This is a genomic window from Streptomyces sp. NPDC002838, assembly GCF_040295365.1.
Taxonomy (GTDB): Bacteria; Actinomycetota; Actinomycetes; order Streptomycetales; family Streptomycetaceae; genus Streptomyces.
In genome coordinates this window covers 1-20531 of sequence record NZ_JBEOVF010000073.1, presented here as the reverse complement: position 1 = coordinate 20531, position 20531 = coordinate 1, and the positions used below count along the sequence as shown (strand labels likewise).

The window sequence follows — 20531 nt, the reverse complement described above, 5'->3', positions numbered from 1 at the left end:
TGTGAGCAACTACAACCTGGAAACCGAAACCTCGAATTCACACGCCGGCGGAGTGCAGTCGGTCGACCGCGCCATCAGTGTCCTGGAGATCCTGGCCCAACGCGGGGAGGCGGGCGTCAGCGAGGTGGCGGGCGAGATTGATGTTCACAAGTCCACCGCGTTCCGCCTGCTCGGCGCCCTGGAGGCGCGCGGCCTGGTGGAGCAGGCGGGCGAACGTGGCAAGTACCGCCTCGGCTTCGGCATCGTGCGCCTGGCCGGCGCGGTCACGGGGCGTATCGACATCACCCAGCAGAGCCGCCCGGTCTGCGAGGAGCTGGCCGAGGAGATCGGCGAGACCGTCAACATCGCCGTGCTGCAGGAGCACTACGCGGTCAATCTCTACCAGGTGCGAGGCCCGGGGGCTGTCACCGCGCAGAACTGGGTCGGCCAGCTGACCCCGTTGCACGCCACGTCGAGCGGCAAGATCCTGCTGGCCCACCTGCCGACCAAGGACCGCTCCGCACTGCTGACCCAGACCGGCCTGAAGAAGGTCACCCCGCACACCATCACCGCGAAGACGAAGCTCGAGAAGAACCTCGCCGAGGCCCGGGAGCGTGGCTACGCCTGGGCCATGGAGGAGCTGGAGCTCGGTCTCCACGCCCTGGCCGCCCCGATTCGCGACCGGGACGGAGACGTCGTCGCGGCGGTGAGCGCCTCCGGCCCCTCGTACCGGCTCTCCGAGGAGCGCCTGCACGAGCTCGCTCCGGTGCTGATCAAGGGCGCGGAGGAGATCAGCCACCGGATGGGCTACCTGGGCTGAGCGCCCACCTCTCCTACTGCTGGTACGTGCCCAGGCGCTCGTGCACCCAGTCGTGGAAGGCACCGATGTGGTGCTCGCTGGGGACGAGGACGCCGCCCTTGGCGTACATCCGGGAGCTCATGCCGGGCTGGGTGCGCTCGCAGGCGTCGAAGTCCTGCTGGTTGACCCGGTGGAAGAGCTCCACCGACCGGCTGACGTCCTTGCCGCTCTCGACGACGTGCGGGAGATAGAGCCAGTCGCACTCGACGATCGTGCGGTCCGCGGCCACCGGGTACATGCGGTGGAAGATGACGTGATCGGGGACGAGGTTGATGAAGACCTGCGGCTTGACGGTGATCGCGTAGTAACGGCGGTCCTGGTCCTCGGCCACCCCGGGGATGCGGTCCAATCCCTCGGAGCCGTCGACGGTGAAGCCCCGGACCTCCTCACCGAACTCAGCCCCGTGCCCGACGTAGTACTGCGCAGCGAAGCCGTCGGCGAACTCGGGGAGCACCTCGGTCAGTTCGGGGTGGATCGTGGCGCAGTGGTAGCACTCCATGAAGTTCTCGATGATGAGCTTCCAGTTCGCCTTCACGTCGTAGACGATCCGTTTGCCGACCGAGAGGCTGTCGATGTCGTAGTGCTCGATCGGCTCGACGTCGCCGAGGCGGCCGACGACCTCGCCGATGACGTCCTCCTCGAAGGAGGGCGGGTTCTCCGCCAGGCAGACCCAGACATAGCCGAGCCATTCGCGGGTGGCCACGCTCACCAGGCCGTACTCGGTGCGGCCGACGTCGGGCATCTTGGTCAGGTTGGGCGCCGCGACGAGCTTGCCGTTCAGGTCGTAGGTCCAGGCGTGGTACGGGCACTGGAAGGCCCGCTTGACCTCGCCGCTGTCCTCCGTGCAGATCCGCGCGCCGCGGTGCCGGCATACATTGAAGTACGCACGGATGCTGTTGTCCCTCGCGCGGGTGACGAGGATGCTTTCGCGGCCCACGTCGACGGTCCGGAAGGCACCGGGCTTCGCCAGGTCGGAGGCGCGCGCGACACAGAACCACATGGACTCGAATATGCGCTCCTGCTCCTGCGCGAAGAACCCGGGATCGGTGTAGGAGGAGCCGGGGAGAGTGGCGATCAGGCTGTCCGGCAGGCTGGTCGAGGTCACAGTGAACTCCTCGGGGAACGTCGTGGCGGGGTCATTCACGCGCCGGGAAGAGCGGCTCCGGACGGCGTTGTGTATGGTGCAACGCTGCGCGCCATGTGAAACCGCAGCATGGGGTGCCTCAGGGGCGGTGTCAAGACGCGGGGCGGGCCAGATGCTTGCGCCAGCGGGTGAACAGCCGCGGCTGGTTCATTCCGAGCGCGGCGACCGGCTCACCGGCACGCCGGTAGACGGCGAGGACATTGCGGTCCTCCGCGGAGCCTTCCTCGATCGTCACGCTGTCGGCTGCGGCCGCGTGGCCGACGAACTGGATCTTCACGCCGTACTGGTCCGACCAGAAGTACGGCGGTCGCGGTACGCCCGGTTCCACGGCGCCGCCCGCCAGCAGCGTGGCGACGGCGGCGGCGGGGCGCTCCAGCGCGCCGGTCCAGTGTTCGACGCGGCGATGGGCGCCCGTACGGGGGTCGTACCAGTTGGCGCAGTCGCCGACCGCGACCACGCCGGCCAGGCTTGTGCGGCCGTCCACACCGCACTTGACGCCGTTGTCGAGCTCGACGCCGGATCCTTCCAGCCACTCGACGCACGGTCGTGCGCCCACTCCGACCACGACGATGTCGGCGGGGATGCTGCGGCCGTCCTCGAGCAGGACGGCGTCCACCCGGCGCTCACCGCTCAGCCCCTTGACGCCCACGCCGCACAACAGCCGTACGCCGTGGTCCGCGTGGAGGCCGGAGACGACGGCGCCCATGGCCTCGCCGAGCGGTCCGGCGAGCGGCGTCGGGGCCACCTCGACCACCGTCACGTCGAGCCCGAGGGCGCATGCGGTGGAGGCGACCTCGGCGCCGACGAATCCGCCGCCGATCACCACCAGCCGTCCACCGCGGACCAGTTCGTCCCGTAGCGTGCGGGCGTCGTCCAGGGTGCGCAGGACATGCACTCCGGCCAGGCCCTCGGAGCCGGGCAGGGTGCGCGCGACGGCGCCGGTCGCGATGACGATGCCGTCGGCGCGGACCTCCCGGCCGTCGGCGAGCCGGACGGCGCGGTCGGTGCGGTCGAGTCCGGTGGCGCGGGTGCCGAGCAGCCACTCCGCCCGCAGGTCCTCGTCGTCCGTCTCCAGCGCGAGGTCCGCCTCGCCGATGGTGCCGGCCAGGAACTCCTTGGACAGCGGGGGCCGGTCGTACGGGCGGTGGAGTTCGTCTCCGATGACGACCAGCCGCCCGTCGTAGCCCTGCTTCCGCAGTGAGCGCGCCGCCGACAGGCCGGCCAGCGAGGCGCCCACCACAGCCACCGTCCTCACGTGAGGGTCCCGGCGAGGCGGGCCGCGACGCACGGCGGCAGGTTGGGGGCGGCGGTGGACAGCCGGACGTAGACCATGCCGTCCTCGACGAGGACCTCGTGGGTCCGCACGGGGAGCTTGGCCGGCGGGGCGTCGACCGCACCGGTGCGCAGGTCGAACTTCGAGGCGTGCAGCGGGCATTCCACCTCGCAGCCCTCCAGCCAGCCGTCCGCGAGCGAGGCGTCCTGGTGGGTGCAGGTGTCGTCAATGGCGAAGAGCTCGCCGTCGTCGGTGTGGAACACCGAGACCGGCGGGTCGATGTCGAGCCGGATGGCCTCTCCTCGCGGCAGATCCGCGAGACGGCACGCGGGAATCATCATGACACCTCGGTGCGTATAACGAAACGGATTGCGGTAAGCGCAACATCAGTCTGAAGTCGGCCCGAACCCTTGTCAAGGCGTTCCGAGAGCCGGTTGAGCCGCCTACTTGAGTTGCTCATCACACAACTTCCATCTCTATATGAAACAGAGAACAGGAGGGGGCACAACGCCGGAATCAGCCTCTCCGACGTGGTCGAAGAGGGGCGGTCCAGCGTCGGACCCCCTCCCGGGGTGGACAGTTGCACTGTTCGAAGGGCGGTGGTCAGAACCCTCGGTCGAGCCACTCCTGAAGATGGGGGGCCTCGGCGGCGATGGTGGTCGTCTCCCCGTGGCCGGTGTGTACGACGGTGTCGCCCGGCAGGCTCAGCAGTCGGTCCCGGATGGAGTCGATGATGGTCGGGAAGTGGCTGTACGACCGTCCCGTCGCCCCCGGCCCGCCCGCGAAGAGCGTGTCACCGCTGAAGAGGGCCGTGAGCGCCGGCGCGTACAGGCACACCGCACCGGGGGCATGGCCGGGGGTGTGCAGCACGGTCAGCTCGACACCGGCCACCGTGAGGACCTGCCCGTCGGCCAGGTCGCCGTCGGGCGTCCGGTCGGGGTGGGTCTGCTTCCACAGCGGCAGGTCGTCGCCGTGGAGCAGGATCGGGGCGCCGGTGCGGGCGGCGAGGTCGGGCGCGGCGTCGATGTGGTCGTTGTGCGCGTGGGTGCACACGATGGCGCCCAGGGTGCGCCCGCCGAGGGCCTCGGCGATCGCCTCGGCGTCGTGCGCGGCGTCGATGACGATCGCCTCGGTGTCGTCGCCGATGATCCACACGTTGTTGTCGACGTCCCAGGTGCCGCCGTCCAGCGAGAACGTCCCCGACGTGACGAGATGCTCGATGCGGGCGCCGGCCGTCACAGGACCACCACCGAGCGCAGGACGTCGCCACGGTGCATCCGCTCGAAGGCCTTCTCCACGTCGTCCAGCGCGATGGTCTCCGTGACGAAGGCGTCCAGGTCCAGGCGGCCCTGCAGATAAAGGTCGATGAGCATCGGGAAGTCCCGGCTCGGCAGGCAGTCGCCGTACCAGGAGGACTTCAGCGCGCCGCCCCTGCCGAAGACGTCCAGCAGCGGCAGTTCCAGCTTCATCTCCGGGGTCGGCACGCCGACGAGAACGACCGTGCCGGCCAGATCGCGGGCGTAGAACGCCTGCTTGTACGTCTCCGGGCGGCCGACCGCCTCGACGACCACGTCGGCGCCGAATCCGCCGGTCAGCTCGCGGATCGCCTCGACCGGGTCGGTGTTCCTGGAGTTGACGGTGTGGGTCGCGCCCAGCCTCTTGGCGGTGTCCAGCTTGGCGTCGTCGATGTCCACCGCGATGATCTTCGCCGCGCCCGCCAGGTTGGACCCGACGACCGCCGCGGCCCCGACGCCGCCGCAGCCGATGACGGCCACCCTGTCACCGCGTCCGACGTTGCCGGTGTTGATGGCCGCGCCGATGCCCGCCATCACGCCGCACCCCAGCAGACCGGCGGCAGCCGCCGACGCGGCCGGGGCGACCTTCGTGCACTGCCCCGCCGCCACCAGCGTCTTCTCCGCGAACGCGCCGATGCCCAGCGCCGGCGACAGCTCCGTGCCGTCGGTCAGGGTCATCTTCTGCTTCGCGTTGTGGGTGCTGAAGCAGTACCACGGCCGTCCGCGCAGACAGGCCCGGCACTGCCCGCACACCGCACGCCAGTTGAGGATGACGAAATCACCGGGGGCGACGTCGGCGACCCCTTCTCCGACCGCCTCCACCACGCCCGCGGCTTCGTGCCCCAGAAGGAAGGGGAAGTCGTCGTTGATGCCGCCCTCGCGATAGTGCAGATCGGTGTGACAGACCCCGCAGGCCTCGATCTTCACCAGCGCCTCCCCCGGGCCCGGGTCGGGCACGATGATCGTTTCCAGGCTGACGGGGGCGCCCTTGCCCCGCGCGACGACAGCACGGACCTGGTGCGTCATGGCCACTCCTCGGCTGGTACGAGATCTGAGTCGAATGTTGCTCATTACGGCACGTATCTCATGTGCCGCAACACAGCATCATGGAGGGCCGACCAGGGGTCAAGGATTCGGCGCTCGGCACATTCATCCCCGGCCACCCGGGGTCTGTCGGGCTTCGGCACCATGTGATCGGCGAGGTCCGCGCGACGCCCGGCCGTAGAACTGACAACCGTGAGGGCATTCGTCCTCCGACCGCCGTCTTCGCCGCCAACGACGAGCAGGCGCTCGGCGTCATCGAGGCCGCCCGGCCGTACGGGCTTCGAGTACCGGAGGACGCCAGCGCAGTGGGCTTCGACGACACCCCCGCCGCCCGTGTCTCCGCCCAGCCCAGACCGTGTGTCCTACGTGGTGAGGCGGACGTTGCCCCGGCATGGGGCGGGGCACATGGAGCTGGATTGTGCCGGACGGCTCATGGGAGATCGCCAAGCCGCTGCTCCCGGAGCAACGGGCGCGGCCGCAGGGCGGTGGAACAGCGAACGCATCTTGCACATCATTGAAAGCGAGGTAACGACCGCGTCGTCCGGTGCCGGCGGCAAGCATCGCGAGGGTGGTGGTCTTGCCGGTACCGGCTCCCGCTTGCAGGACGAGGTGGTGTCCTGCTCGGAAGGTGTCGGCGGCTTGGACCTGCTCGTCGGGGTGGGCAAAGGCTCCTCAGGAAGGGGTGGAGGAGGACTTGCCGCTTTGCAGGCGGTTGTGGATGCCTGAGGAGCGTGCTCGCTGCACGGAGCCCTCTGCCAGGCCGGCGCCGACCAGCAGCGAGGCATCGTGGGGGCCGAGGACCCCGACCTTCCCCCATGGCTGGCAGCCGCTATCCGCGCCTACGCCATCCACCGCCTCGACTACCCTCGCCCCTGAGACTGAACATTCGTGCGCAAATCGCTCCAGCCTCCCGGCGTGGACACGTCCAAGACATGAAGCGCCAGAGCAGAGCGCGCGCCGAGGCCGGCGCGATGCGCATTCTCGGCAACCACTCCTTGGTTATCGGGCTCATCGACCAACTCAACTTGAAGCGCCGCCGGTTCCACCTCGTCGATGTGGACCACGACGCCCAGCCGGCGGCCCGCACCTGGCTGTACGTCAATGGCATCCGCATGCGGCGCTCCGACTACGTCAAGGGCCCCGACGGGCTGCGTGTTGACAAGGCTCTGCCCGAGTGCCTGGCGGGCTGAGCCCGTGTGGTGGAGCGGTTCGGTGAGTGGTCGATGTACCGCTTCCTGTCCGAGCACGCGCGTCTCGATCCGAACACGATCGACCTGCTCGGCACCCTGGAAAATCTCACGTCCCGGCTGCCGCTCGCCTTCCCGCACAGCTTCATGGGCTCGGCGCTCATCCCCCCGGCACCCGCTTCTACGAGATCGACGGCGGCACCGCCCGCCTGGCCGACGCCCTGCTGGCCCGGGTGCACGATCGAGTCCGCGATCATTGCGCCGACGAGGACGAATGCGGTGCGGCGTCTGCGCGGACGCCACGGTGAGGTCGGATCGTGGAAAGGCCCGTCCAATGTGGTCGCGAAGGGTTGTCAGCGCCATGTCGGGGCACCGCCCGCCCTGTTGCCCGAGCGGTGCTCCGACAGGTCTCGGGTCAGACGCGGCGGCGGGTGAAGCGCTGGTTGGGGTTGCCGGTGTAGGTCCACTGGGAGATGCGGGCGCCGTCGGCGGTCGAGTGCTCCCAGACATCCATGGCCAGGCCGGACTCCCGGTTGACGAGGCTGATCACGTCACCGCCGTGGTCGACCACGCGCCACTGCTGGCCGGTGGCGCCGGTGTCGGCCTGTTGGACGACGTCAGCGCCGGTCGCGGTGCCCGTGGGCTGGAGGAACAGGCCACTGTGCCGCGCCTTGACGCGGACGTGGCCGTCGCCGGCGTCCACAAATTCGAACTGCTGGTTGGAGCGACTGTTGGTGGTCCACTGGACGAGCCGGGCGCCGGCAGCGGTGGAGGCCTCGTAGATGTCGGCGGCCTTGCCGCTGTGCTGGGCCACCAGGGTGTAGGCGGCCGGGCCGCCGGGTGAGTCACCCAGCTGGGCTTCCCACCTGGTATTGGGCCCGGCCGCGTCGGCCGGGAGGCGGTCCCGTGCGGCGGTGTCGCCGTACATCGTCCAGCGGGCCCAGTCGACGACGGTGTTCGGGAAGCGGTTGTCGCTCCAGAAGCTGGTGTGGCTGCCGCCGACGAAGGTGAGGAACGCCTTGGGCCAGGTCATCTCCGTGTACGCCTGCCGGGCCGAGGAGTACGACGTGGTCGAGTCCCGGTCGCCGTGGACGAACAGGACCTTGGCGGAGACCGAGGCGGCGGGGTTGCCCATGTCCTCGCAGGACTGCGGGTTGGCGGAGATGATCCGGCTGTCGGGCCAGGAGGTCAGCAGGCCATGAGTGATCATGCCGCCCAGGGAGTGGCCCGAGACGCCGACGCCGATGCCGGTGTTGATGTGCCCGGCCAGCGGCCCGCTCGTGTTGAGGGCGAGGCTCTGGGTGAGGATGTGCGAGACGTCCTTGGAGGTGTTGCCGTTTCTGACGTCGTTGAAGTTGTGGTTGAAGTGCGGGGCGGGGACGATGAAGCCCGCCGCGGCCAGGGCCCGGATGATGAACAGGGAGTTCTGTGGGCTGCTTTGGAAGCCGTGGGTGAAGTTGTAGACGGGGAAGACACCGTTGGCGACCGGGGCGTTCGTCACCGGGTTGCCGCCGGGGGTGCCGGTGGCGGGGTAGTAGACGTAGGTGGTGCACGGGCGGCTGCCACGGGTCCAGTCATACCGACGCACGCCGACCGCGAACGGCGTGGTCGGCGCCGTGTCCAACGGCCCGACGGCGGCTAGTGCCTGCCCCGCGCCGAGCAGGGACAGACCCACGCCCGTCGCTCCGGCCGCGCTTATCCTGAGGAATGTCCGTCGTTGCATGGTCATGGATGTCTCCTTGGGTGCAGGGATGGGTGTAGCGATGGGCGTTCGGCTGGGCCCGTTGCCGGGTGCGTCCAGTCGGCGGCAGGTCGACTGGACGCGCGGCGCGAAAGCGGGTGTGGGTGCTCCTGCCACCCGCGAGGGGCGGCAGGGGCGTTGTGCGGTTTGTCAGGGGAGCCACCGGATGTTGGGGTTGGTGCGGCCGTTCGGGTCGAAGACGGCCTGGTTCTCCCAGGCGTTGCCGCAGTCGTTGATGCGGAGGGCCTGCTGCCCGGCGGTGTGGCCGAGTGACCGGAACACTGCTGTGAAGCGGTGATGACGTCGCCGGTGCCGTCGTGGTCGGCCGTGGTGTACGGGTACGCGGTCTTGGCCCACGCCCGCCGGCTCGGCTACCGCGCCCAACCCCGCACGGGCTCCGTCTGCTGATCTGCCCATGCCGGCATCGCGACCTGCTTCGCCGACGTCACACCGCCGTACCCCGGCCGAGACGCCCAGGACGACCCCGCACCATACAATCCATCCGCCTCCTGGTCCTTCGCTTGGCGATGGAGGCTATGAGGTGGTCAAGTCGTGTTCGCCGCGTCTGGGAACGACGTCGATGACCGCCGTGACCGGTCCTGTGTCGGTCATCCCGGTGACTGTCACCTCGCCCGGCCTGTCGGTCGCGCCAGGTGGCAACGGCTGCCAGCGGACGGGAACACTGGTGATCGTGTTGTTGGCGGTGGTGAGCATGTGGATGGAGGAGGGCAGCTTGGGGGCGGCTCCCACCACGGTGGCGGTGTAGATGGTGTCCTGGAGGATGTGCTTGGCGCGGCTGGCGTTGAAGACGTTGATGGACGCGTGCGGCTCCCACGTGTTCGCCATTCCGGGCACGGCCCGGAACATCGGCTGGTAGCCGGCCGGCTCCCACACCAGCACACCTGAACCTCGGTTGTCGACCACGTCGTTGGCGGCCTGGAATACCCTCCGGATAGCGTCCGCCTGGCCCTGAATCGTTCGCGGGAAGGGTGAGTTGGGCACCGGCGAGCCCGCACCGCCCGAGGCGGGGTAGGCGGTTTCGGCGATGTCGATTTCGTAGTCGGGATAGGTGGTGGCCATGGTGTTCAGGTTGAGATCCAGCGCCTCGGGCGTACCGTGCCACTCCGGGTAGTACGAGATGGCCAGCACATCAGGGTTCTGCCCCTTTGCCTTCACCCGGGTGAGGAACTGGTGCCAGAACTCCATGGTTTTGGCGAGCTTGTCCTTGTCGACGATCACGTGTATCTCGACCTTGGACGTCGGTGACGCGTCGCGGACGGCCTTGATCCCGGCCGCGGCCAGGGTTGTGAACCGGTCCCACGCCTGGTCGTAGAGCTGCTGCTCCACCGGGTCGGTTGACCGCCAGTACCGCCACAGCAGGCCACCGCCGGGCTTCGACTGGTAGATATCGGCCTGGTCGACGAAATACGGCGGATCCGTCGTGCCGATGTGGGCCGCCTCGCTGCCGTACATGAAACCATTGATGATCTCGTTGCCGACGGCCACCTTCTCCGGCGTGGTGCCCTGCTGGATCAACCGGTCCAGATAGTCGGCGGTGAAGTCGTACACGGCCTGGGACAGGTCCGCGAACTCCAGCTCGGCCCAGGCGCGTGGTTTCGGTTGCTTGCTCGGGTCCGCCCACGAGTCCGCGTAGTGGAAGTCGATACCCAGGCCCATGTCCCGCTGCTTGATCCACTTCGCTGAGACCAGTGAGCGCTCCGGACCCTGGCGCGGTATCGGCGTCGGTCGACCGGTGCTCTCGCTGCGCGGCTCGTTCCATATCCGCAGCCGGGTGTGCTGCATGCCACGATCCTTGGCCACGTCGAGCAGGTGTGGCCCGGCGCCGCGGTCTTCGGCCAGGGGGTCGACCCAGTATTGCTGGTCCTGGACGTCGTCCATCCAGGACAGATCGGCGCCGAGGGTGAGGTCGTTGCGTAGGTAGTTGAAGACCTGGAGCTCGCTGACACCAGCCCCGGCACGGCCCGGCCCACCAGTGAACATCAGCCGGACGAAGCGCGTTGCCGGCCGGGTGAACAGGTGTACTTCCCCTCGTGACACGGCTCGGTTGTGGGACCTGTCGGTGATGGTCTTCCACCGGCGACCGTCGGATGAAGCCTCGACGACGTACCGGTAGGCCATGCCACGGTCCGGGAATATCACCTTGACCTTACGCAGGTTGTCGTAGGTTCCACCGAGGTCGACGGTGAGCCACTGCCGGGCGCCGGCACGACCGGGGTGCCAGGACGTCGTCGGGTCGCCGTCGATGGCCAGTCCGGCGTTCAACGAGCCGTTGCTGGCCGTTGCCGAGGCCCAGTCCTTGGCAGCGATATTGCTTTCGATCGGCTTGATGTCCGCGGTTCCGAAGGTCGCACGGGCCGGCGTGGGCACCATGAGTAAAGTCGCGGACACCATGGTGACCAACGTCGTCGTGCCCGCGATGACGCGGGGCAGACGCTTGCTGCTCATGTCCTTCTCCTGACGATGTGACTTACTTGCGGCAAGTGCTGTTTCGCACGCGGTCGGCCGTCGCTCTCATTGGCACTGCTCGTTGCACGGCGCACCGTGGTCACGCCGGTGTCGTGGTCTCAAGGACGCGACCCTGCACGCTCTGCCGATCGAAGAGACCGGCAGAGCGTGGGATGTCAGCCAGTCGCGGCACCGACATCGAGGTAGTCGACGTTGGGTAGTCCGGCTGCCGTGGTCGGATCCAACCGGATGGTGTTGCTGCCGGCGTTCAGCGGGACGGTCACGGTCTTGGTCGTCCACGTCGTCCACGCGCCGGTGGACTCGAACGAAACGGTCCCCACCGTGGATCCGTTGACGATCAGGTTCGCCGGCCTCGCACCGCTAGTGGAGCCATTGGCGAACCGGACCGCCACCGTCGCCGTACCAGCGGTCGCCGGGGTCACCGTGAACTGCGCGAAGGCCCCCGCAGCGGCAGTGCCGTTGCAGAACCCGCTACCGGAAAAGCCCGCTTGGTTCGAGTCGATCGTGCCCTGACACACCGCCGGCGCGGTCTCTGCCTCGTAACGCTGTCCCGATGGCGCGTCGGCAGAGGTCTTGACCAGTGAGAGTTGGTCGACGGTGACGCCGCCCGAACCCGACGCCCGCACGGTGACGGTGGCGGCCCCGCTGGGCAGCGCTATGCCGGTGAGCTCGCGCTTGGCCCAGCCGCTCGACGACGGGATGCTGAGGGTACGTTGGCTGCCGTTGGCGCCGGTGATCACGACCTGTCCGGCGCTACCCCGAGCGTGGAGGGACAGGGTGTAGGTGCCTGCGGGCACCGACTCGATCCGCTGCTCGACGCCGCCGCTGTTGCTCACCTGGAGGGCGAAGCGAGACCCGTTCACACCACCGTTGACGTTGGTCACCGAACCGCCGAGGTTCCGCCATCCCCGCACACTGGAGACGATGATGCGGTCAGCCTGGATGTCCGGGTTGAGGATGTAGTTGTTCGCCTGCCCGACACGCCACTCTCCGGTCGTGACGTTGAACTGCCACTGGCTCACCGAGTGGAACTGCGGCCTCGCGCCGGTCTTGGTTATCGGCACCCACTGGTTGTACCCGATGCCGTTCCAGGCGAAGTCGGCCCAGCGGTCGCCGGCGTAGATCACCGTGTTCTGCTTGGTGCCGTTGACCGTCACGAAGAACCCGGTCTGGGTCACGTGGCTGTAGTCCATCTCCGTGCCGGCAAGGACGTACTCGCTGCTGTACGAGCCCTGAACGTTGCTGCTGGTCGACTCATTGACGTAGTTGACCGAGGTGTTCCAGCCGTGCAGGTCCGACGCCGCGTGGTAGTACTTGCCGTCGAGCTTGAACATGGCGTTGCCCTCGCGACCGCCGCCGCGGCGGATCTCCACGCCTGGCTCGATCCGCAGCGAGTCGGACTCCCGGAACTTGGCCACGAAGCCGCGCGACCGTCCTTCGCGGTTGGAGAAGATCAGGTAGTCCTTGCCGTTGTCGTCGGTGAAGACGGTCTGATCCCCGGTGCCGGTCGTGGGCGAGTTGGTGATCTGGGTCTGGAAGTAGCCGTAGTCGAAGGTGTCGGTGGGTGAGTCGCCCTGCAGCAGCAGAACGCCGTGCCCGCCCCTGCCCGTGTGCCACATCTGCACGGCGAGCACGTACTTGCCGGTGTTCTCGTTGTACGAGACGCCGAGCCGCCCGACCCAGCCCGCACCACCCAGGTTGGCGCCGCTGCCCACGCCGGTGGAGCGCGTCGCGACGCGGTTCTCGAACTTCCAGTTCACCAGGTCCTTGGACGAGTACACGGGGATCGAGACGAAGCTGACGTTCCCGTCGTACTTCCTCGTCGGATTGGCCCGGTAGAGCTCGGCGCCGGTGTAGTGCACGCCGTACCAGTAGTAGGTGTCGCCGAACTTGAAGACCCCACCGCCCTGCGAATAAATGGGGTTGCCGCTGGTGTCGTTCCAGAAGGTGTTGTTCGTGATGGTCTGGAACGTGCCCTCGTCGGCGGCCTTCAGATCGGCGGCGGCGGTCATCAGGGCCGTCTTCGCGTCGGCGACCTCCGACGTGGTGGCCGACGTGTCGCCGGCGACATCGGCCGCGGTGGTCAACGCCTTGGCGAAGGGTTTCCAGGACTCAGCCGTGTACTTCGACGGAGTGCGGGTCCGGTAGTCGGACACCAGGTACTTGAGGCCGCGATCCACCACCGGTGCGGCAGCGGCACCCTGGTCCTGGAGCGCTGTCGCCGAGGTCTTCGTGGCCGATGTCTTCGTTGCAGGTGTCTCCGCCGCAGCGGTGCTCGCCGAGAGCGGTGCCGCCAACGCCACGGACAACAGTGTGGCGGCGGCCACCTTCCAGTACTTCGAAATGACGCGCGATCTTTGCCTCACAAAATCACCTTCCATCGTTCTCAAAGGCGCCGAGATCCGGTGCATTTCCGCTGAATGGCAGTCCCACGTCGGTGCCCCTGTCGATCAGGGCACTGCTCGCCGCGAGACGGAGGTGGGGCAGCACGGGCAGGCTTCCGTCGGTCTGGCGGGGCGCGTCCCAGCCGGATGTCGACACACTCTGGAAATCGGAGTTCAACAGGGGGACGCCAAGGTTCCAGGAGTTGTACGCCGCGTTCGTTCCGGTCATGTACGACGTCGGCGTTCCGGTGTAGGCGATGTTGTTGCGCAGGTTGCCCCGGCCGACGGCGGCGCCGCGCGAGTCGACGCCACGCATGTTGAAGTTGGGGTGGTTTCCGTAGCCGGTGTTGTTGAAGAAGTCGTTGGCCACCGGGTGGTGGTTGGCGTAGAAGCCGGCCGCCTTGTTGAGGAACGCCACCGAGGAACGGACGGTGTGCTTCGGCGCGTTGGCTTCGTAGTCGCCCCCGTAGCCGCCCGACTTGAAGCCGGCTCCGTTGCCGGAGGGCGTCGTCGTCCCCGGCACGTACCCGTTGCGCCAGGCCCACGAGTTCTCGATGGTCACGGGCGAGTAGGTGGAGATGAGGTCGAACCCGTCATCGGCGTTCCACCACGCGCGGCAACCCCGGAACACGTTCGTGGGGCGGCCGGCCGGCGTGTAATGCGAACCGAACCCGTCGGCGTTTTCGCCGGGCCCGTCATTGCTGCGCGGGTCGTAGTTGTCATGCGAGTCCGAGTTGAGGACGAGGTTGCCACCCCCGCCGTTGATGAACAGGCCGGTTCCCATGTGGTGGTGGGTGTTGATCTGCTCGAAGATGTTGTTGCTGCCGGAAACCCAGATCCCCCAGGACTCGGCGTTCCGGTTGTTGTTCTGGGGAACGCCGGTGACTTCCAGTCCTTTGAGGTGGACCCAACTTCCGGTGATGTTGAAGCCCTTGATACGGCAGTTGTCCGTCACTCGGGAGAAGTCGAAGACCGGTTTCTCGCCCGGCTGGGCCCAGTACCGGATCGGGTTGCCCGAGCTGCCGCTCTTGTTCAGGGTGATCGCGTCGACTCTGGCGGACTGGCTCGAGCAGGTGCTGTTCGCGCGGGTGTAGGCGTAGGTGCCGCCCCGGAAATAGACCGTGTCGCCCGCCTTGGCGACGGCCTGCGCACGGGCGATCGATGCCCACGGAGCGGCCTGCGTACCTGCTGCGCCGTCATTCCCGTTCGGGGCGACGTAATAGATGTTTCCGGCCGCCGCATCGCTCGCGGACGCCGAGCCGGCGACCATCGCGACGGAGCTCGCCGTGACCACCGAGAGCAGGAGGGCAGCAGGGGGGACGAACTTCGCGGTTCTCACAGCGTCATCTCCCGGGGTAGGTGATGTTCGGCCGAGGTGGCCGGGTCATGCCGGCACCGAGGAAGTAATCGACGTGGTGGGACTGCATGTATCCCTTGAGCGTCATGGCGTTGCGGTAGGCGGGGTTGTGCGCGAGCGTGTACAGCCGTGTGCTCGTCGGGTGGTCGGTGGTGAAGATGATCAGCTGGTTGTGGCTCGCGTTGGTGTACACGGCTTCCTCGCGCCAGTCGCCGAGGATGTCGCCGTAGAAGGTGGGCTGGACGTTCTGGCTCGCGTCGACCGCTCCGTAGTTCGAGGTGGTGAGCAGCCGTGTCAGGCTGTTGCTGGGCTTGGGGTTGTTCGGGTTCCACTTCTCGAACTTGCCGTCGTTGAGCAGTTCCATCGTGATGTCGCCGTCCCACCACAGGCCCAGCTGCGGCCAGGGCCGCAGCGAGGTGTTCGGTTCGGTGAGGCGGTTGGCGGGTGCGTTGTAGAGGCCTGAGAAGGACCAGACCTCCATGCCGGGGAACCGCGGGTCGATGTCGCCGGCCATGCCGCGTCCCACGTCGGCGGTGCCGGACGCGGTGTGTCGCCAGATGAGGGAGCCGTTGGTGGCGTCGTAGTAGTACTCGCGTAGACCGCTGGGGTTGTCTTGTTGGACGCCATAGCCCTGCAGGCCTGGGCGGTTGGGGTCCATCTTGGCGATGTGGAAGCGGTCGCCGTGGATGACGCCCGCGGGGCCCAGGGAGTACCGCAGGGTGCCGTTGCCGTTGAGCACGAACCCGATCTCGGCGACCTCGTCGGTTCCGTCGCCGTTGACGTCGATGACGCGGGTGTTGTGCCCGTCGGGTGTGTTCTGGTTGCCGCGCAGCCACTTCCACTGCTGGGTCAGGGACTGGCCGGTGAACTGCCAGGCGCCCATCATGAGGTTGAACGCCCCGTTGCCGATCCGGTTCTTCATGAAGGCGACCAGACTGGGCCGGGAACCATCGAGGTAGCCCACGCCGAACCGGGCGTACATCGGGCCGTCCGCCAGGTAGTCCGTCGGCACGGGAGCGGTCGCGCGAGGCGCCCCGGTCATGCCGTCGAGAATCGCGATGAACTGGCGGTTGTTGTCGCTGTGAGTGAATGTGGTGCCGTTGCCGAAGCGGACACCGTTGGCGATCCGCACGGCGACCTCGGCGCGGCCGTCGCTGTCGAAGTCGTAGACGGTCACGCCGTCGTTGTGGCCGACGTCGATGGTGGACGATCCGCCTTCGATGTTGTTCTGGTTGGTGCTGTTCGGTCCCATGTTGACCGACCAGAGGAGCTGCCCGTCGCGCCGGTAGGCCTCGAGTGTCTGCGGCGATGTCTGGCGATCCAGGACGAAGTCGTACTCACCGTCGCCGTCGAGGTCGCCGACCCAGACGAACTTCACCGGGCCACCGGCGCGCAGCGGTACGCGGACGGCCGGCTCGACGGCGTGGTTGGCGGTCAGGGTGAAGGCGCCGCTCGGGGGCTGCTCCGCGCCGTTGATCACGGGCCGTACCCGGTAGCTGTTCGACCGGGTCAAGTCGGCCGTCGAGTCGGTGAAGTTGGTGCCTTGGGTCAGGACCGCGGAGTTGAGCTTGACCTCCTGGCCTCCGGCAGTGGACCGGTAGACGTTGAACCCGATGCCGTCCGGATCGAGCCCCAGCAGCCGCCAGGAGACGAGGACACTGGTGTTACTCGACCGCACGGCCACGACGCCGCGGCCGAGGTTCTCCATCGGTCTGGCGGCCGCCGCCGCGACACCGTCCGTCGGCGTCGCGGCACCCGCGTCGACTGCGAGCGTCGTAGCCGCGACGGACAGGAGTACGGCTGTGGTTCCGGCTAACGAGACCTTGACGGACTGTTTCATGGATCCTCCCGTGCAGGGGCAGGGCTCGTGCCTGCCTCAAGACCTCAACGCAGGTGCGAAGACTGCTTCTCGAAAGGCGCCGATCAGGCGCGTGCTTCTTCAGAACTTCATGGCGCCGGCGGCCAGGTTGGAGATGAAGTGGCGCGAGCCGATCAGGAAGACCCCGATCAGCGGGATCACCGACATGAGTGCTCCGGCGATGACCATCGACTGGTCGGTGGTGTAGACGCCGTTCAGCTGCTGCACGGCTACCTGCAGCGTCACCTTGCCCGGGTCGGTCATCACGATCAGTGGCCACAGGTAGTCGTTCCAGATGTGGAAGAAGGTGAAGATCCCCAGGAACGCCAGCCCCGGGCGAAGCACCGGCAGCCCCACCGTCCACCACTGGCGGAAGAACCCGGCCCCGTCGACCCTCGACGCCTGGATCAGCTCGTCGGCGATCGCCCCCTGCGCGTACTGGCGCATCCAGAAGATCCCGAACGCGTTGGCCGCACCGGGGATGATCAGCGCCTTGAGCGAGCCGACCCAGCCGAGCCAGGCCAGGGTGACGAACTGCGGCACCAGCGCCAGCTGCATCGGGATCATGAAGGTGGCCAGCACGATCCAGAACAGCACCCTCCGCCCGGGGAAGTCGTACTTGGCGAAGGCGAAGGCGGCCAGCGAGTCGAAGAGCAGCACCAGGAACGTCACGGCTGTGGCGGCCACGACGGTGATGCCCATCGATCCCCAGAAGTCGATCCCGTCGAACACCTTGTTCATGTTCTCCCACAGGTGGGGGCCGGGGATCAGCTTGGGCGGGTAGGCGAAGATGTCCCCGGTGGTGTTCGAGGCCATCACGAACATCCAGTAGAACGGGAAGATCGTGATCAGCACGCCCAGCAGGAGCACGGCGTGGCCCACGATCGTCCGCGACCTGGCGGCCGTCTCAGCGCGCACGGGACTTCCCCTTCCGCTTGCCGGTGCCGACCGCGTCCTCGTCGCGGCCACCGATCAGCCGCCAGTTGATGACGGAGAACACCGCGATCAGGAGGAACAGCGCCCAGCCGACGGCCGCGCCGTAGCCGAACCGGTTGAAGACGAACGCCTGCTGGTACAGGTAGAGCACGATGGTGGTGGCCTCGCCGCCGGGCCCGCCGACGTTCCCGTTGTCGTCCACCGGGAACAGCACCTGCGGCTCGGTGAACAGTTGCAGCCCGCCGATGGTGGAGGTGACGGCGACGAACAGGATCACCGGGCGGAGCATCGGGATGGTGATCCGGAAGAAGGTCTGGCGGTTGGTGGCGCCGTCGACCTTGGCCGCCTCGAACACGTCGCTGGAGATGGCCTGCAGGCCGGCCAGGCAGATGATGGCGTTGTAGCCGACCCACCGCCAGATGGTGATCGCCGCCACGGATATCTTCATCGCCCACGGGTCGGACAGCCAGCCGACCTCGCCGGCGTTGATCGCCCGCAGCGCGCTGTTGAGCAGCCCGGAGCTGTCGCTGAAGACCGAGCCGAGCACCAGGGTCATCGCCACGATCGAGGTGATGTTCGGGACGAAGTAGGCCACCCGGTAGAACGCCTTGAACCGCACGGCAGTGTGCAGCGCGTAGGCGATGACCAGCGCCAGAAAGATCATCGGGACGGTGGACAGGAGCCAGATGATCAGGGTGTTGCCGATCGACTGCCAGAAGTCGGAGTCGGTCACCAGGTACGCGTAGTTCTCCCAACCGATCGACTGCGTCTCTCCGATGCCGTCCCACGACATGAACGACAGGTAGATGGAGAAGCCGACCGGGAAAATGCCGAAGACGGCGAAGAGGATGAAGAACGGGGAGACCGCCGTGTACATCGGCCAGTAGCGGCGCCAGCCGGGCAGCGGCCTGGACCCGTCCGGCGGCGGCTTGGCGGCGCTCCCGCGCGGCTTGACGGCCTTCCCGCGCAGCGAATCGGCGAGGCCCATTCAGATCGCCCCCTCGCGGGTCAGCTCGCGCTCGATGGTGTCCTGGGCGTCCCTCCATGCCGTGTCGACGTTCTTGCCGGACTCCACGTTGGCGAGCTCGGCGGCGAAGACGGGGTCCATCACCCGGTCGTACGGGCTCTTGTAGACGGTCTTGACCTGCCGCGCCGACGGGCCGAACACCTCGATGGTGCGCTGCCCGCCGTAGAAGGGCCGAGGCTCACGCATCTGAGGCCTCGTGAAGGAGCGCGGGGAGGACGGGAACAGCGACATCTCCGTGAACGCCTTGACCTGGTTCTCCGGAGACTGCAGCCAGGTGATGAACTTGTAGGCCGCCTCGGGGTTCTTGGAGTACTTGGTGATCGCCAGGAACGAGCCGCCGACGTTGCCGGCACCGCCGGGCGGGTCGGCCACCCGCCACTTGCCCTCGGTCTTCGGCGCGGCCGACTCCGGAAAGGCGAGGCCCCACCACACCGCGCCCATGCCGACCGGCTGGCGGCCGCTGGTGACCACGCCGTACAAGTCGGTGGAGCCCTCCGGGGCGCCGGCCGACAGGCCGTCCCTGCCGATCCGGTAGGCCAGTTCGAACGCCTCGCGCAGCTCGTCCCGGTCGCCGATGTACCGGCCGTCCTCGGTCATGAACTTGCTGGCCAGCTGGCCGAGCCGGATGCTCCAGACGTGGCGGATGTTGGGGCAGATCACCGCGCGCTCCCGAGACTTACGCAGCTCCTTGCCCAGGGCGATGAAGCCGTCCCAGTCCGGGGCCCGGGCGGCCAGCTCCTTCGGGTCGGTGGTGATCCCGGCTTCCTTGAGCAGGTCGGCGCGGTAGAACAGTCCGGTGGGCCCGGTGTCCATGGGAAACGCGATCATCCGGCCCTCGGGCGTGATGCACTCGTTCCACTTCCAGTCCAGGTACCGGCTCTTCAGCTCGGCCGCGCCGAAGTCGTTCAGGTCGACGAACGCGTCCTGGTTGGGGAAGTAGGTGGCCACGTCGGAGTTGATGCCGATGATGTCCGGCACCAGGGACTTGCCGGCGAGCGCGGTACGCACCTTGGTGTTGAAGTGGCCGCCGATGTTGGCGCGGCTGAGTCTGAAGCCCTCGGCCCCGGGAATGCCCTTCGTCTCGGCCCGGGCGACCAGCTCGTCGCTCACCGACCGGTCCCATGTCCACAGCGTGATCTCATCCGAGTCGCCGAGCGAGCGCTGCGACCCGCAGCCGGCCAGCCCGAACCCTCCGGCGGTCGCTCCGGCGCCCAGCGCCAGAAGCCGCCTTCGTGACACTGCCATGGGCGCGTGCACCACCTTCCGAGCGAGCGGCCCACCTCTTGATCGCTCCGGTGGTGACCGAACAGACATCGCGAACGGCTGGTCTGGTTGAACAGGGGGCGGCGTTCTTGAGGATGCTCAGCGTCGCCGCCGACGCGCTGCGCACATCGCTGCCCACGAGCGGCGGTGCGGACCTCATCGCCCACCGGACGAAGTGGCCGCGCAGCTCCGTGTCCGTCAGGCCGGGGCGGCCGACCTCCGGCATGCCCCGGCCGTTGAAGCCCCCGGGCCAGGCGCAGGACGACAGGGAGACGTTCACGTCGATGATGTTCCGCACGCCCGTCGGCCTGCTGCCGTCGTCCAAACCCCGGGCGGCGAACTGGCGGGCGTCCTGCGCGTGCCCGGGCTGCGTTGCCCATCGGGTAGGTGCTGAAGTACGGCGCGCAGGTCTTGTCCGCCGGCACCGCGCAGATGCCGGACTCCAGTCCCTTGCTGTGCTGCTAGCCGCCGAGGGCTCCAACTCGCACGCTGGTCCGGGAAGCACCGCAACTGTCGAGCCGGCCGGCCGTAACTCACCCATGGAGATGCCTCCTGTCACCACTGATGCGGAGGTGCAAAGGCCCGGGGCGGCGAGGAGCGATGCATGCGATCTGCTCGTTGCGCGCCACATGACTGTGAACGCTCCCACACCATTTCGAATAACAGAAAGAGTCGCGACCGCACTCTCATCTGTCAA

16 protein-coding genes and 3 pseudogenes are annotated in these 20531 nt (G+C 67.8%); 5 read left to right on the top strand and 14 right to left on the bottom strand.

Going from position 1 to position 20531, the window contains the following annotated elements:
- Window positions 1–52: 52 nt before the first annotated feature.
- Window positions 53–799 (top strand): IclR family transcriptional regulator, encoded by a 747-nt coding sequence (locus tag ABT063_RS46430; RefSeq protein ID WP_351067266.1) that lies wholly within the window; start codon window positions 53–55, stop codon window positions 797–799.
- Window positions 800–812: 13 nt separating this feature from the next.
- Here ABT063_RS46430 and ABT063_RS46425 read toward each other — a convergent pair whose 3' ends face one another.
- The 5 genes from ABT063_RS46425 to ABT063_RS46405 form a co-directional block, all read right to left on the bottom strand.
- Window positions 813–1943: an aromatic ring-hydroxylating oxygenase subunit alpha gene (locus ABT063_RS46425; RefSeq protein ID WP_351067242.1), complete on the bottom strand. Its 1131-nt coding sequence runs from the start codon at window positions 1941–1943 to the stop codon at window positions 813–815.
- Between the two features lie 130 nt (window positions 1944–2073).
- A complete protein-coding gene (locus ABT063_RS46420) occupies window positions 2074–3237 on the bottom strand; it encodes an NAD(P)/FAD-dependent oxidoreductase (RefSeq protein ID WP_351067241.1) in 1164 nt (387 codons plus the stop codon).
- The gene (locus ABT063_RS46415) at window positions 3234–3596 is read right to left on the bottom strand and encodes a bifunctional 3-phenylpropionate/cinnamic acid dioxygenase ferredoxin subunit (RefSeq protein WP_351067239.1); all 363 of its coding nucleotides are present in this window, start codon (window positions 3594–3596) and stop codon (window positions 3234–3236) included. Before ABT063_RS46415 ends, ABT063_RS46420 begins: the two co-directional genes overlap by 4 nt.
- Window positions 3597–3858: 262 nt before the next feature.
- The gene (locus tag ABT063_RS46410) at window positions 3859–4494 is read right to left on the bottom strand and encodes an MBL fold metallo-hydrolase (RefSeq protein WP_351067237.1); all 636 of its coding nucleotides are present in this window, start codon (window positions 4492–4494) and stop codon (window positions 3859–3861) included.
- Window positions 4491–5576 (bottom strand): S-(hydroxymethyl)mycothiol dehydrogenase, encoded by a 1086-nt coding sequence (locus ABT063_RS46405; protein ID WP_351067236.1) that lies wholly within the window; start codon window positions 5574–5576, stop codon window positions 4491–4493. The genes ABT063_RS46410 and ABT063_RS46405 overlap by 4 nt, the downstream gene beginning before the upstream one ends.
- Before the next feature lie 224 nt (window positions 5577–5800).
- Between ABT063_RS46405 and ABT063_RS46400 the strand changes: the two are divergent.
- The 4 genes and pseudogenes from ABT063_RS46400 to ABT063_RS52515 all read left to right on the top strand — a co-directional run.
- A pseudogene (locus tag ABT063_RS46400) lies at window positions 5801–5930 on the top strand (substrate-binding domain-containing protein); the annotation flags it as partial.
- Between the two features lie 55 nt (window positions 5931–5985).
- Window positions 5986–6117 (top strand): annotated as a pseudogene (locus ABT063_RS46395) (IS5/IS1182 family transposase); the annotation flags it as partial.
- On the top strand, window positions 6099–6320 hold the full coding sequence (locus ABT063_RS46390) for a hypothetical protein (RefSeq protein ID WP_351067268.1): 222 nt from the start codon (window positions 6099–6101) through the stop codon (window positions 6318–6320). The pseudogene ABT063_RS46395 and the gene ABT063_RS46390, both read left to right, overlap by 19 nt.
- A gap of 221 nt (window positions 6321–6541) precedes the next feature.
- A pseudogene (locus ABT063_RS52515) lies at window positions 6542–7032 on the top strand (flavin-binding oxidoreductase); the annotation flags it as partial.
- 164 nt (window positions 7033–7196) lie between these two features.
- Here the strand turns inward: ABT063_RS52515 and ABT063_RS46375 are convergent.
- The 9 genes from ABT063_RS46375 to ABT063_RS46330 form a co-directional block, all read right to left on the bottom strand.
- Entirely contained in the window at window positions 7197–8510 is a 1314-nt protein-coding gene (locus tag ABT063_RS46375) for an RICIN domain-containing protein (RefSeq protein WP_351067233.1), read from the bottom strand.
- A 162-nt stretch (window positions 8511–8672) separates the two neighbouring features.
- Window positions 8673–8804, bottom strand: coding sequence for a hypothetical protein (locus tag ABT063_RS46370; RefSeq protein WP_351067232.1), 132 nt, complete (start codon window positions 8802–8804; stop codon window positions 8673–8675).
- A gap of 252 nt (window positions 8805–9056) precedes the next feature.
- Entirely contained in the window at window positions 9057–10988 is a 1932-nt protein-coding gene (locus ABT063_RS46365; RefSeq protein ID WP_351067230.1) for a glycosyl hydrolase 53 family protein, read from the bottom strand.
- Between the two features lie 176 nt (window positions 10989–11164).
- A complete protein-coding gene (locus tag ABT063_RS52510; RefSeq protein WP_502991029.1) occupies window positions 11165–13390 on the bottom strand; it encodes a family 43 glycosylhydrolase in 2226 nt (741 codons plus the stop codon).
- Window positions 13380–14732: a right-handed parallel beta-helix repeat-containing protein gene (locus ABT063_RS46350; protein ID WP_351067228.1), complete on the bottom strand. Its 1353-nt coding sequence runs from the start codon at window positions 14730–14732 to the stop codon at window positions 13380–13382. The genes ABT063_RS52510 and ABT063_RS46350 overlap by 11 nt, the downstream gene beginning before the upstream one ends.
- 4 nt (window positions 14733–14736) lie before the next feature.
- Window positions 14737–16590 carry a rhamnogalacturonan lyase family protein gene (locus tag ABT063_RS46345; protein WP_351067227.1) on the bottom strand — a complete coding sequence of 618 codons (1854 nt, stop codon included), beginning with the start codon at window positions 16588–16590 and terminating at the stop codon, window positions 14737–14739.
- A 99-nt stretch (window positions 16591–16689) separates the two neighbouring features.
- A complete protein-coding gene (locus ABT063_RS46340; RefSeq protein WP_351067226.1) occupies window positions 16690–17526 on the bottom strand; it encodes a carbohydrate ABC transporter permease in 837 nt (278 codons plus the stop codon).
- The gene (locus ABT063_RS46335) at window positions 17516–18532 is read right to left on the bottom strand and encodes a carbohydrate ABC transporter permease (protein WP_351067225.1); all 1017 of its coding nucleotides are present in this window, start codon (window positions 18530–18532) and stop codon (window positions 17516–17518) included. Before ABT063_RS46335 ends, ABT063_RS46340 begins: the two co-directional genes overlap by 11 nt.
- Window positions 18533–19816: an ABC transporter substrate-binding protein gene (locus tag ABT063_RS46330; protein ID WP_351067223.1), complete on the bottom strand. Its 1284-nt coding sequence runs from the start codon at window positions 19814–19816 to the stop codon at window positions 18533–18535. It lies immediately after the preceding gene.
- Window positions 19817–20531 lie beyond the last annotated feature (715 nt).

Coding starts and splice junctions, on each gene's coding strand:
- ABT063_RS46345 (WP_351067227.1), bottom strand. CDS start 16,590: ATGAAACAGTCCGTCAAGGTCTCGTTAGCCGGAACCACAGCCGTACTC.
- ABT063_RS46330 (WP_351067223.1), bottom strand. CDS start 19,816: ATGGCAGTGTCACGAAGGCGGCTTCTGGCGCTGGGCGCCGGAGCGACC.
- ABT063_RS46405 (WP_351067236.1), bottom strand. CDS start 5,576: ATGACGCACCAGGTCCGTGCTGTCGTCGCGCGGGGCAAGGGCGCCCCC.
- ABT063_RS46375 (WP_351067233.1), bottom strand. CDS start 8,510: ATGACCATGCAACGACGGACATTCCTCAGGATAAGCGCGGCCGGAGCG.
- ABT063_RS46365 (WP_351067230.1), bottom strand. CDS start 10,988: ATGAGCAGCAAGCGTCTGCCCCGCGTCATCGCGGGCACGACGACGTTG.
- ABT063_RS46335 (WP_351067225.1), bottom strand. CDS start 18,532: ATGGGCCTCGCCGATTCGCTGCGCGGGAAGGCCGTCAAGCCGCGCGGG.
- ABT063_RS46415 (WP_351067239.1), bottom strand. CDS start 3,596: ATGATGATTCCCGCGTGCCGTCTCGCGGATCTGCCGCGAGGAGAGGCC.
- ABT063_RS52510 (WP_502991029.1), bottom strand. CDS start 13,390: ATGGAAGGTGATTTTGTGAGGCAAAGATCGCGCGTCATTTCGAAGTAC.